Below are 12,416 nucleotides of genomic sequence, written 5' to 3' on the forward strand. Positions count from 1 at the left end.
TCAGATGCCTAAGCAGGGCTACAAGTGCTCTAGTAGTGGTAAAAACAAGGCATTGTCGGTTATTTTTTCACAGAAAAAATGTTCGCAATCAGCGCTTGGCCTTGTCAGTAGGGCAAATGCATACAGCTATCTTTGCACTGATTAGGTCTTCTGCAAACAAGAGCAGATGCAAGTCAGAGAGTATTTATCTGTATGTTTATGTTCATAAAAAGAGCAAGGAACAAATGTCGAAGATGTATGTAGTAAATTAATCAGACTCTTATAAAGTTTTAATGCTTTATTTCACCAAATCCTACGCGCCATTGCTCTCTCCTCAGGACCAACTACTTCAAGATAGATAGCTGTAGTCTCTAACGAAGCATGTCCAAGCCATTTTTGAACCAGAGTTAAAGGAACTTTACCAACAGCGTATACGGCAAAACCATGACGTAAGCCCCTAGCACAGCTTCTTACACCTGTTATGTGTGCTTTATGCATTATCTTTTTCACACGTCTAGAAGCTGTTCGTGGTGAAAACCACCATAGGCGAGTATCATCATCAACATGATCAAGATTATCTATATAAGTTAGTAAATCATGTAAAAGGTGCTTTGGTAATGGGATTTCTCTATAGATACCTTTTTGTCTTTTTTTCAAGGTCTCTATCACAACGGTGTCATTATCAAAATCAATGTTGCCAATACTGAGATTGAGAATTTCAGAAATACGAGCACCAGTATAATAGAGTAACTGGCAGAAGAGTTTAGTGTCAGTTTTGCATGTTTTTGTTACTTCTAGGAATGTCAGTCGTTCAGCTTGATTAAGATATTTATGTTCCCCTTTACTATAGTGTAGCGAGAATTTTGCTCTGTACATAACCTAGAGATATTTCTTTATTCATAGATATAACTGACCGATTATTAGATATTTTCGGACAAAAATCAAAACAAAAAATATCTTTTTTCGCTATTTAGAATAGTACAGAGTTGTATCGTGAATGATTTACTTTGGGATGCGGTGATATGAGAATTGTACGAGTTAGAGTTAACCCTTCGTGAATTATTCCTAACGTGTTCGTGCATGGATTGTGGTGTTTGAGAACTAAGTTAGCAAAAAAGGGCAGGAGTTTGATTGGATTTCGCAAGAAGTCCGCGAACCTTCTTTAAACACTATGAACTATAGACGTTGTTAGGTGATGTTCATTTGTGAAATTTCCATAATCTGTAATTGAATTTGCTTAATTTTTTCCCTGTCATTAACTTTTATTTGGAAATTACTTTTGAAGTTATTGGCAATAAGGAATTGATTTTTATTCCACTCAGTAATAAAGGCATATTCTCTAAGATGCCCAAATATAATTGGAATTGCACCTCTATAATCAACTATACTTTTCTTAGGGCTAAATTCTAGTTTGTTTATTAAGTTTATAAGAGCACTTATTTTAGAGTCAATTGTAATATTTTTTTTCGAAATGGTATATAGATGGTTCTTAATTAAATTGATAATTTTTGTTATTACATCAAGTGATGAGTTTAAATAATCGTTTAAAGAAAGGAAAAGAACAAGACAAGAAAAGGCTACTTCATTTTCAGGTTGTAAACTGTTTAACAATAATTTTTTAAACCAATCTTGGCCTCTTTTGTGTGTTATATTCTGAGTATATAAAATTAATAACCACGGTGATCTAGAATTTTGAATTTTTTCACTTAAAGTTTCATTGCTACTAAATAAGTATAGTATTTTCAATACTCGATAGCTTAATTGTCCTTTGTGAAAAATTACTTTTTTCTCAAGTAGCCCAACATCTACTTTGCCCATTAATTCACTAACGAAGTAATAAACTTCATCGGTCAAGTATTTGTTCAACCAGTCGAAGCCTACGAACTCATCACTTGGCTTTAAAGAATCTACTATGTGTTCAGCAACAAAATATTCTTGAAATGATTTGTGAGGAAAATAAATTGATTCACCAAATTTCCTAGAGAGAAAGCATCCGGATATTAAGTCTCTTTTTAACTTATTCAGATTGTTACCAGTTGCATTATATATTTTAGTGAATATGAAATCTGGAATATCTTCATTTTTTATGCTGTATTCATTTGAGTTTTCCCACAGGTAAGTTGCAATTAATTGAGTGAATTTTTGTCGTTCAGATTTTCCGATATTGAACTTTGATTGTTTGATAATTTCTCTATTAAGAATTTGTTGAGTAAATTCTTGATAAAGTGAAGTAGTAGTTAGTTTTTCTACATTTATATTTGTCTCTGGTAAAATATCAGCAAGCATCTTGAGTTGAACAGGTCTTGAACTAATTTCTCTTATTTTTTTATTTCCTAATTTTTCAGTTTTGAAAGTTAAAGTATGTTGATATTTCCGTTTTGACTTCTCATCTGTTGTGTTTTCGGCCAAATAATTATAATATCGCTTAAGGAAACTTTTTATTTGGTCAGTCTTCAATAAATCAATCTCTATTTCATGATATTGAGGCCAATTAACATCTTTAATAATGCCTAAATTAGTTGATCTTTCTCCTCTTAACGCTAAACGATATTCTGCATCTGTAATGAAAGCATTGGGTCTTCCTAAAATAATCACTTTGCTATTTATTGAAATCAATGAATTGATTTGAGTGAAATTATACTGAAATTCTTCCCAAGTCAATGAATGTTTCATTTCGTCAAATCCATCTAAGATTATTGTAAACTTTCCTAGTTTATTTAACCTAATAAATGAATGAAAGTTATAATTTTTAACTAGATTATTATTAGCTAATTCAATGGCAATTAAACCTTCAATTGATTGCTCTCGGGATATTTTACTTAACCTTATAAGGATAGGAATTCGACTATCTTCTGACTTATTTAAAGATAGTTGATATGCTAAGAATTTCGCAAAGGAAGTCTTTCCTTGACCGTAACTCCCTAGAATTGCTAGTGGTGTATTGTCTGATTTACTAATCCAATTTTGAATAATATTGAATAAGTCAGTTTCAATTCGTCTTTCATACTCTGCATTTTTGTTAAATTTCAATTCATTTTCGTGATTATAAAAACTTTTACTTGGTCTTAATTCATATGGTAAAGTATTTGGTTTTGCATTTAAATAAATGAAATAATTAGATATTCCGTCTGGACTATTTAGAAACTGATCTTTTAAATAACTCTTGTATTTAGAAAAATCGATAACGCTATTTAGAAGTTCATCATAGGTTACATAGAATATATTTTTACAATAATCAAGATATTCTTTTGAAGCAACAGAAAAATTACTTTTTGAAACAATAACAACTTCATCCAGTAATCTATTAGAAACTAATACTGAATAGTCTTGGACAATTTTTTTTACAATACTAACTCCTAGATTTCGTTGATAGAATTTACATTCAACTGCGATTTTTTTTACTCTATTGAAGTTCTTTTCCTCAAAATAAAGATCGACTTTTTTGTTGCCTATCCTTTTTTCATCTTCAACATCCAGTCCTTTAAGAACTAATAACTCTTTAACGTCTTCTTCAAATAATTTTCCTTTATCTAAGTCATTCATTATTTATTACAGCAGTTTTTTGAGAATTGCACCTAATGGGTATTGTATGGCGTCGTGAGGCTTGCCTCACGGGGTAACCATAAATTTAACAAAAAATGATAAAATTTCGATTAGGAATTTCAGCTGTAATGAATTATAGCCATTGTTAGCAAAAGTTTTTTATAAATTCATTTCCTCAATATATACTCCACTTCCTGCGATATCATTCATTGTCATTTTTTGAATTGATAATTCATACTTGTCAGGAAGCCTTTTTGCAATGAGTAATTTATTTGTTTTGTAACCTAAAGAGGCAAATAATTTAATCGTGGAATATCTGTCTTTAGGTGTAGATTTACAACCAAAAATTATTTCTGTTATGCTACTCCGCTTTATTTTCAATGACCCTTGGTCTTTATGTATTAATCTTATTTCATTTTCATACTTCCATTTAGAATATTTATTACTCAATATTTTAAATTTTAAGTCTTCAAGTTTTATGATTGAATAATCAAAAATATTAATTGGGTCATCAGAATAATTAACCTTTAAAACATCCAACTTTTCATTGGTGTCAAAACAAATATTTTGCGTTGTATCATTTCCTAAATCATATTTTATACATATACCTTTATGATTATTAGCATAATGTCCCCACATTACAGGACATTTTGGATTATTTGAACCACAAGAAACACCTATATTGTGTTGGTCAATTATAATAAAAATATAATCGTGGTACATTTTAATTTGCAGATATTCAGAATTTTGAGCTAAAAGCTTCTCGAAATTTGATTCGTCGGAATAGAAAGTATAAAGTTCAATTAGTTTATTTGTCTTATCTAGAATCTCATTTTCATACAATTCTTTTTCAAATAATTTAGCTGAAAAAAATGTCTCAATTAATCTTTTATACTGTTCGTGTTTATTAAGATTATTACTGTTTTCGAAAATTTCGGCCTTAAAGTTGTTTAGTTTACTACCTAAAAAATCGAAGAATGACTTGAGTTTTATTTCGTCAGATGTTAAAGAAAATCTCGGATAGCTGTCAAATGGGTCGTTAAAATTCCTTGGGTTTGAGAAGAATAGTTCATTATTAATGATGGAACTATAAAAGTTTTGATTTATCGTAGAATATTTATAGAAATGTTCTTTTCTCATTATTTAGCAATTTGTTGTCAAGTTTTTGATAACGGTCAAGGCTATGAGTAGTTGTATGGGTTTGCGTTAAACTTTGCAAGTACACACTAAGCTGAAAATCTGTGAGGATTTTCAGAAATAGGCGATAACAAGCAATTACTTATAGCCATTGTTAGCTGTAGTTTTTTATTTTATTATCAATTTCTGAAGTTATTTTGTTAAAATTATTTTCAATTAACAAATTGGGAGTTAAGGCATTCATGTCCATTATAAATGATGTCAAATCACCAAAATTATTTGTTATATTTTTAATTTTTTCATATTCAATATATTGTTCTTTGCTAATTTGATGAACTCTTTTTTGAATTAAATCGATCCATGCTTTTTCTTTTTCCTCCCAATATTTATAGTAACTTTCTAATATTTTTGGATCATTTAGTTTAATATTTTCTAAATGAATGGGAAATATCTTATTTGTAAATAGATGTTTTTCGAATTTAGAGTTACGATAAATCTCAAAAAGTTCAAACATACAATAAGTCGATTTTAAGTATTTATCTGAAAGAACAATAATAATCATCATACTTTTTCCTATTTCTTTCATGAAAGCACTTATCAGTCCACGATATCCTATCTCCATCTTGTCTCTTTTAACGTTGTAGTTTTTTGATTTCAAATAATCGAATAAGCTATCTACTATTTCTTCTCTGTCGACATTTTTATCATCTTTCCAAGCGTATGATATATATATATTGTTTTTTTGCTTTATCTGTGAGGTGGTAGTAGTCGGTTCTTTATTATAATCATTTATATTGTAAATAGGATTTCCATGAGCATCGCAAAAAGTTCCACCTGCTTTTAAAATTCTATCAATATTTTTTTTTATCAAGTTATGATTTAGCTGCCTGTGCTTATCGATTTTTGGATTTTCTATTATAGAATTTAATAAATCAAATCCCATAGTAGAAGCATTTTGAAAATTATCAAATAGTTTTAGTAATAAGGGTCTTTGTATAGGAGTATTAGATAATAGAATTGTTTCTGTCTGAAGATTACATAAGTGAATGTATTCTGCAATTCTTAATGAATAAAAATTAGGAAGCGTTAATGGTAATATTATTAAATTAACAGACGGGTCTATACATTCAATAAATTCTTTATCTGAGAAATTATCTCTTTTAAAAAAAATGATTTCCTTAACTTTTAGATTTTTTGAAAGAAACCTATTAAAAATTAGTTTTTGAATTTCTTCTTTGTATACTATTATTATTTTCATTATGCATATTTAATATAGAAATCAAGCTCATTTTTTCAAATTGCAGCTAACGGTTTTGTGTATGGCTCGTTGCGGAAATCAGCTATGATTTTCCACCATAACCTAAAGATAGCAAATTGTAGGCAGTAGTCTATTGTCATTCTAAGGAAAGCTTGGACTAGTAATGTAGTTTCTAATTTTTTTTCTGAGAATTTTCTCGTCCTTAAAAATTCTACTTGCGGAAAACAACAATTTATTAAATTGATGTCTCTCCATTTTTTTATCACTTGAAAGGTCTCCTCTCTTATATAAATAGATTTTCTTACATTTTGAAATATTCATAATTTCATCAAGAAGTGTTTTGTCCGTGCTCCCTAGTGAATGTCCAAGTACATGAACCTCATAAGATGGAAAGGAATTTATTGCTTCATTATACAACCTTTCATAATAATTTTTAGATAGGTACTGAAATGTTTTAAAATGTTCCAAGAACTCATCTATTTCGGTGTTTTTGATGTCTATATAATCTTTGTTTTGATCATTTCCGTAACCTAAAATAATATCATTATTAATTATTGACCCATGAATATAATTTACATTAAAAACTGCCCTCGAACTATTTAGATCAATATACTGTTCAATGGTATTGGTGTAATTGAAATTTAGAATGTACCCATTTTTGGCATCTCTAAAGATTTTTTTTAGGAACTCATCTACCTTACAATGTTTTGTGATATCCAGACTTTTTAAGTATTCAATGAGAAATCCTTTGATTTGCTCAAAATCACTATTTAGAGATTCTAGTTTATGTCTCGTTAATGAAAAATCTCTATTACTGTCGAATGACTTTTTTATAGTCTTTAATTCACCGAAATATGAATTTTCTACATCAAACCAATTGTTGTAATTGTTTTCATATAATTTACTTAAAAATTTATTGGACAGAATTAAACCTAAACTACCTAGGTTTTTTTTTAAATACTTGTTTAGAACTTCCTTGTCATCATTAAGCGCTGAACGAATAAGATTATTGAAATAATCGTTGCCCAATTCGTCGATTTTTTCTACCCTGATATTTATTTTCTTAAGTGCATTTGAGAAAAAATATGAATTGTTATTGATATTTTTTACAATTACATCCTTGAGCTCAGGTGCGATTTTGTCAGTTACTATAAAATTTGCTAAATCAGAGAAGCTTGTTTTAAAACCATGAGCCAAATCAAATCCATTACCAATTAAAATTATTTTATTTTTTATGTTCATTGCTAGGATTGTGTTCTGAAGATTACTGCCAATGGGCTCTGTGTATGGCAGCGTGAGGTGATTCTACATCTCACAGAGTAGCCAGCATCGAGCCTTATGAGCTATACACTTGGTTGATGGCAGTACCTTTTGCTCATTGCGACAACTAAGTTAATAAAACATTTCATAGAAGAAAACTTCAATCCCAATATACGAAGTGCTAGTCGGAATAAAAAAATATGTAATGGCGCAATATATCTAATTTTCGGTCATCTTTTTCAAGTATATGTTAATGCTGAATCCAGATACTGTCCAAAGTCTTTTTTGTGCATTCAAAGCTTTAAAGAGGTGGCAAATCATCAAGCATATGAAATTCATCAAAGCATCTGTCATAGGACTACTCTTCTCATTATTTAGCATGTTGGGCTTTGCCCAGGAGATGGAATGGGAAGGGTTGGATTTATCAGATTATCCGTTTATTGAAGGCAATTTTGCTAAAGCAGAGCGATATTCTTTTCAGAAGAATAAACTAGTCATACATATTTCAGGTGGGCAGGGAATTGAAGAAGAGCCGGAACCCTATACAGCCAGAGAACATGCCGAGATTTTATACAATGGGTTCAAAAACTTTGAATACACCAATTCCCCAACCGAGATTATCGTGTTTTATTATAAAGCAGGGAAGAACAGAGTAACGAAGGCCAGTGTAGTGATTTGCGGTGAAGAATATACATCCAAAAGCGGTGAGACAAATTTTTCGCCAGCCGCAATAGGCAATGCCATAGATATATTCACTAAACGCTTTTATCAAGCGCGAGGATGGTTGAAGAAACCAAAGAAAAAGGGATGAGTTTAGTTTAAGCCTATACCTTTAGCCTCAGGGAAAAGAAGTTTCGTTTCTTTTTGCGAGGGGTCATGGATACCAGTTATTTAAATAAAGATTAATATTTCTAAATGTTACAGCGATATTTTAAGTATGGAGTATCGCTGTTTTTGTTTTAACAAAAAAGTAATATCTTTTTGGTATGAAAGTCGTCGTAGGTATATGGAAAATTAAAGCGGGCAAACGTCAAGAATTTATTCTTGAGAGTAAACGTGTTTCTGAAGCCTCTAAGGATGAATCAGGACTATTAAGTTATTCATTTTCTGAAAGTCATTTAGAAGAGAATACTTTCATTTTTTTTGAGGAATGGAAAGATGATAAAGCTATTTCGTATCATAAGTCGCAACCATATTTTAAAACTTTTATAGAGAACACTAAGGAAATGCTGGTAGAAGACTTCTCGGGAAATATATACAGCATAAATAGCATTCATTCTTTTTAACAAAACAACGATCTTATTAATTTGAAAATAGACGGGATTTATTTGTAAAGAAAAAACAGGCAAAACACCGCTTCAACTGCGTAATACTTAAAATTGGTCATCTCTTATTTGTTTATGGTTTAGCCTGTTGCTTATAGCACAGGTACATTTGTAGTGTTTATTAATTATAGGTTATGAAATTTTCAGAAACAAAAAACAGAACAGAGCCATCATTAAACCTTTATAGTTAAGTTTACACACATCATAAAATGAAAAAGCTAAAATCAACATTTATTGCTTGGATAGCTATCTATCCTGCAATTGCAGCTGTATTATTGGTGTTTGGAAACTATTTAACACACAAACCAATTCTGTTGCGTACCTTTATTATAACTGTCGTTTTAGTACCATTAATGATATATATTGATTCCGTTTTGGACTAGAGTCTTTACAAGAATTACATTCCGCAGTATTTATTATATTTATTTTAGAAAAGATAAATAACACAGTTTTATGTCTAAGGTGAATTGAAATTCTACACGCAAATACAAGACTTGTTGAGTGACTGGAATATTGATACGCCATTATTGCATCCCGATATATTTATTTTCAAGATTGAAGACTATTTTGGTGAACAATCTATGTCGTTTGGACCATACAGGCACAATTTTTTTGAATTAACTTTTGGAATAGGCCATGATGTAGATATAAAAATAGGCACTTCTGTATTTAAGCCTATGGATGCTTCGCTATCATTTACCTCACCCTATCAAATATCATCTTGGAGGGTTAATAAATTTAAAAGCGATTCGCTAGGTTATATGATTTTGTTTAATCCTCAACTTTTTGGAAGTACAGTTAATAAAATTACCCTCTACAATCACTATTCATATCTTAACCTTCATACTTCGCCAAATTTATTCTTAAACGAAACTCAGCAAGGCATAATTGTAAGCTTAATGCAGCAATTGTATAAAGAATATAGGGATGATGAACAGAAGGGTTATGAGCGTATTATAGCATCCTATTTAACTATTTTGTTGGAAAAAATAAGAACCTTTTTTGAAGAATCCACAACAAAAAGAGCATTTGCCAATAGGGCTGAGGAGATTACTTTTCTTTTTGAAAACTTATTGAAGGAGCAGTCTAGTTATAAAAACAAGATGCCGTATTATGCATCTCAACTACATATAAGTACATCATATCTCACTGAAGTAGTAAAACGGGTAACAAGTAAAACACCTATTTCAATTGTACAAGAATATTTGGTGTTAAAAGCAAAAACTTTACTCTCCCAGAATAATAAGCCAATAGCAGTAATAGCAGACGAATTGGGCTTTAATGAAGCTTCTAACTTCAATAAATACTTTAAAAAAAATACAGGGTTAACACCAAGCGCATATCGTAAATTACCTTGAAATTTATATGTTTATCCTAATTATTTATAAATAAAATAGTTTTGATTGAAGGTAGATTTGTAGTGAACTATAAGTCTATATTTTCATGACGTATAAATCTATCTTTTTAAGTTGCATTCTTTCCGTCTCTTTCCAAATCAGCTATGGGCAAACTTCAATAGAAACCTTTAGTAGTGAAGATAATTTTATTGTTGAAGCTTGGTGGTATAAAGTTATAGAAGCAAATCCCAAGTTTAATGTATTTAGTCTCAATGAAGCCATACATAACTATGGGATAGAGGAAACTTTTTTTATGAATTACACCATTGTAGGTTATGAAATTTCAAAAGGCTTTGGACCCGTTGCCGGAGCACGATTTTTAAGTGATAGAGTTTCGGGTTTAGCAGGTATACAGTACGCTTACTATACGCCAATATTTTTTATTACTACAAATATTACGGGTGAGCTGCGAAGCAATCCTTTATTTGAATGGTACACATTATTACAATATAGACCAAAGCTCACTGAAAAACTAAAACTATTCGCACAGTTCCAAAATGCGATGAACTTCGATGAAAGTGGAAACGACTTTAGCCTACAGCGTCTTAGAGTTGGATTAGATTTTAAATGGCTTCAAGCGGGTTTTGCATTAAACACAACACAAACAGGGAAAGATTGGGACTTTGATGCTGAACCTGGACTCTTTTTACGATTAGAATTAAATTAAAAACAAATCATAATGAAAAATCTATTTTTTAAAACAGATAACAACCTAGCTTCTCCAGTATTACGGATTCCATTAGGGATAGTAATTTTAGTTCATGGTGTAACCAAACTTGGTTCTGGTTTTGAGCCATTTGAGCAGTTTATAGTTGATTATATGGAGCTACCTAGTATTGTCGCATATGTCACTGTATTTATTGAAACTGCAAGTGCCTTAATGCTTATTTTAGGATTTGCTACAAGGCTAAACGCCATTGCCTTTTTCGGACTTTTTACAGGAATGATTGTTACGGTTCACTATGCCATTGGTTTTAGCATGAACTGGAACGGACAACTAGAACCAGGTCAAGAAGGTTATGAATACCATTTGTTAGTCCTAGCTATAAGCTCTGCTTTGGTGGTTTTAGGTAGTGGCAAATTCTCTATAGACCGTTTAATTGAGACCAGAAATGAGAATAGACGTATAAAAGCAAAAAATTAAGTGTTATGAAGTGGATTTATCTTGTAGTAGCAATTATAAGTGAAGTAATTGCCACATCTGCACTTAAAGAGAGTAATGGCTTTTCTAAACTTTTACCCTCAATAATTACTGTGATTGGTTATTGTTTTGCTTTCTATTTCCTTTCCTTGGTACTTAGAGAAATATCAGTAGGCGTAGCATATGCGGTTTGGGCAGGTTTCGGAATAATTTTGATAACTACAATAGCCTATTATAGATATGGTCAAAAATTAGACATTTATTCGATTTTTGGTATTGCTCTTATAACATTAGGTGTTATTATAATCAATGCGTTTTCAAAAACTCTTAACCAATAGAATTTTGTTTTAAGTACTTTACAATTAGTATAGTGTCTTATCATCAATTATACAAAATGTTGGAATATCATTATCTTACATAAGTGAAACATAGCACCTCATATTATAAAAATATTCAGGCGTTACTTCAAGGTTTAAAAACAGTTGAGCCTCTGAGCGCGAACTTTCATATTCATAAGTTTTCGGACACACCAACAACCTGGGTTAAGGAAACCAGTATTTTTAGAAGTAATACCTACTCTATAATTCTTTTGACTAAAGGTGAAGCCAAGTATAAGATTGGACTTTCAGAATATAGCATCACCAGTGGTAGTCTTTATTTCCAAGCACCACAGCATTTACGATACTACAACAGGCTATCGGATTGGGAAGGCTACGTCATTGTTTTTATGGACAGTTTTTTTGAAGACCATCCAACATTAAAAGCACTTGTTACGCAATTTGAAGGTTTTAAAATAAGTTCAAAAGTAGTTGTTCCAATGAAGAGTGATGTCCTCTCAGAAACACATTTGATGTTTAAACATTTATATGCCATTAGCTATTCCAAAAGCGAAGACCGCTTAAATAAAGCAAAAGCACTTTTAGAGCTTATTATGTTTCAAAGTGTAGAGCATTATAATCAGCTTTACAAAAACCAAAAAGAATCCAAACAACATCGTATTGTAAAACAATTTGAACAGATTATTGAAGAGCATTTGTATTTTATAACACAAAGGCAAGTTGAGCGGCAGCTTACCATTTCTGAAATTGCAGAAAGGATTAATGTCAATGCTACTTATTTGGGTGAAGTCCTTAAAAAAATTACTGGCAAGACACCAAAGGAAATCTTTTCGGATAGAATTGTTCTTGAAGCACGTTCCCTATTGGCCAATACAGATATGGCTATTAATGAAATCGCCTATTTTTTATTATTTCAAGACGCCTCAAACTTCACCAAGTTTTTTAAATTAAAAACAGGTATTTTACCTTCAGAATACCGTAAATAACATCTTATTTTCATAAAAACTGGAGTTTTCACCAGTAGTTCTTAATTCTTCA

At 30.8% G+C, this 12,416-nt stretch carries 13 protein-coding genes; 8 read left to right on the top strand and 5 right to left on the bottom strand.

What is annotated here, in order from left to right; translation table 11 throughout:
• Positions 1 to 282: 282 nt before the first annotated feature.
• From Q0972_RS06630 to Q0972_RS06650, 5 genes are all read right to left on the bottom strand, one after another.
• Positions 283 to 855: a site-specific integrase gene (locus tag Q0972_RS06630; protein WP_299364033.1), complete on the bottom strand. Its 573-nt coding sequence runs from the start codon at positions 853 to 855 to the stop codon at positions 283 to 285.
• Between the two features lie 312 nt (positions 856 to 1,167).
• Positions 1,168 to 3,522 carry a restriction endonuclease gene (locus Q0972_RS06635; protein ID WP_299364034.1) on the bottom strand — a complete coding sequence of 785 codons (2,355 nt, stop codon included), beginning with the start codon at positions 3,520 to 3,522 and terminating at the stop codon, positions 1,168 to 1,170.
• Between the two features lie 159 nt (positions 3,523 to 3,681).
• Positions 3,682 to 4,662, bottom strand: coding sequence for a DUF2971 domain-containing protein (locus Q0972_RS06640; protein WP_299364036.1), 981 nt, complete (start codon positions 4,660 to 4,662; stop codon positions 3,682 to 3,684).
• Between the two features lie 151 nt (positions 4,663 to 4,813).
• A complete protein-coding gene (locus tag Q0972_RS06645; protein WP_299364037.1) occupies positions 4,814 to 5,917 on the bottom strand; it encodes a toll/interleukin-1 receptor domain-containing protein in 1,104 nt (367 codons plus the stop codon).
• A 141-nt stretch (positions 5,918 to 6,058) separates the two neighbouring features.
• The gene (locus Q0972_RS06650; RefSeq protein WP_299364038.1) at positions 6,059 to 7,159 is read right to left on the bottom strand and encodes an AbiH family protein; all 1,101 of its coding nucleotides are present in this window, start codon (positions 7,157 to 7,159) and stop codon (positions 6,059 to 6,061) included.
• A 346-nt stretch (positions 7,160 to 7,505) separates the two neighbouring features.
• On the opposite strand from Q0972_RS06650, the gene Q0972_RS06655 reads away from it, so the two are divergent.
• From Q0972_RS06655 to Q0972_RS06690, 8 genes are all read left to right on the top strand, one after another.
• Entirely contained in the window at positions 7,506 to 7,988 is a 483-nt protein-coding gene (locus Q0972_RS06655) for a hypothetical protein (protein WP_299364039.1), read from the top strand.
• A gap of 175 nt (positions 7,989 to 8,163) precedes the next feature.
• Positions 8,164 to 8,463, top strand: coding sequence for a putative quinol monooxygenase (locus Q0972_RS06660; RefSeq protein ID WP_299364041.1), 300 nt, complete (start codon positions 8,164 to 8,166; stop codon positions 8,461 to 8,463).
• A gap of 248 nt (positions 8,464 to 8,711) precedes the next feature.
• The gene (locus Q0972_RS06665) at positions 8,712 to 8,885 is read left to right on the top strand and encodes a hypothetical protein (protein WP_299364042.1); all 174 of its coding nucleotides are present in this window, start codon (positions 8,712 to 8,714) and stop codon (positions 8,883 to 8,885) included.
• A gap of 84 nt (positions 8,886 to 8,969) precedes the next feature.
• The gene (locus Q0972_RS06670) at positions 8,970 to 9,860 is read left to right on the top strand and encodes an AraC family transcriptional regulator (RefSeq protein WP_299364044.1); all 891 of its coding nucleotides are present in this window, start codon (positions 8,970 to 8,972) and stop codon (positions 9,858 to 9,860) included.
• Positions 9,861 to 9,945: 85 nt separating this feature from the next.
• Positions 9,946 to 10,566, top strand: a complete 621-nt coding sequence (locus tag Q0972_RS06675) for a hypothetical protein (protein ID WP_299364046.1) — start codon at positions 9,946 to 9,948, stop codon at positions 10,564 to 10,566.
• A 12-nt stretch (positions 10,567 to 10,578) separates the two neighbouring features.
• On the top strand, positions 10,579 to 11,043 hold the full coding sequence (locus Q0972_RS06680; protein WP_299364048.1) for a DoxX family protein: 465 nt from the start codon (positions 10,579 to 10,581) through the stop codon (positions 11,041 to 11,043).
• 5 nt (positions 11,044 to 11,048) lie between these two features.
• Positions 11,049 to 11,378 carry a multidrug efflux SMR transporter gene (locus Q0972_RS06685; protein WP_299364050.1) on the top strand — a complete coding sequence of 110 codons (330 nt, stop codon included), beginning with the start codon at positions 11,049 to 11,051 and terminating at the stop codon, positions 11,376 to 11,378.
• 83 nt (positions 11,379 to 11,461) lie between these two features.
• Positions 11,462 to 12,364 carry a helix-turn-helix transcriptional regulator gene (locus Q0972_RS06690; RefSeq protein ID WP_299364052.1) on the top strand — a complete coding sequence of 301 codons (903 nt, stop codon included), beginning with the start codon at positions 11,462 to 11,464 and terminating at the stop codon, positions 12,362 to 12,364.
• Positions 12,365 to 12,416 lie beyond the last annotated feature (52 nt).

Source organism: Winogradskyella sp., assembly GCF_028282165.1.
GTDB lineage: Bacteria > Bacteroidota > Bacteroidia > Flavobacteriales > Flavobacteriaceae > Winogradskyella.

Coding starts and splice junctions, on each gene's coding strand:
- Q0972_RS06630 (WP_299364033.1), bottom strand. CDS start 855: ATGTACAGAGCAAAATTCTCGCTACACTATAGTAAAGGGGAACATAAA.
- Q0972_RS06635 (WP_299364034.1), bottom strand. CDS start 3,522: ATGAATGACTTAGATAAAGGAAAATTATTTGAAGAAGACGTTAAAGAG.
- Q0972_RS06640 (WP_299364036.1), bottom strand. CDS start 4,662: ATGAGAAAAGAACATTTCTATAAATATTCTACGATAAATCAAAACTTT.
- Q0972_RS06645 (WP_299364037.1), bottom strand. CDS start 5,917: ATGAAAATAATAATAGTATACAAAGAAGAAATTCAAAAACTAATTTTT.
- Q0972_RS06650 (WP_299364038.1), bottom strand. CDS start 7,159: ATGAACATAAAAAATAAAATAATTTTAATTGGTAATGGATTTGATTTG.
- Q0972_RS06655 (WP_299364039.1), top strand. CDS start 7,506: ATGAAATTCATCAAAGCATCTGTCATAGGACTACTCTTCTCATTATTT.
- Q0972_RS06660 (WP_299364041.1), top strand. CDS start 8,164: ATGAAAGTCGTCGTAGGTATATGGAAAATTAAAGCGGGCAAACGTCAA.
- Q0972_RS06665 (WP_299364042.1), top strand. CDS start 8,712: ATGAAAAAGCTAAAATCAACATTTATTGCTTGGATAGCTATCTATCCT.
- Q0972_RS06675 (WP_299364046.1), top strand. CDS start 9,946: ATGACGTATAAATCTATCTTTTTAAGTTGCATTCTTTCCGTCTCTTTC.
- Q0972_RS06680 (WP_299364048.1), top strand. CDS start 10,579: ATGAAAAATCTATTTTTTAAAACAGATAACAACCTAGCTTCTCCAGTA.
- Q0972_RS06685 (WP_299364050.1), top strand. CDS start 11,049: ATGAAGTGGATTTATCTTGTAGTAGCAATTATAAGTGAAGTAATTGCC.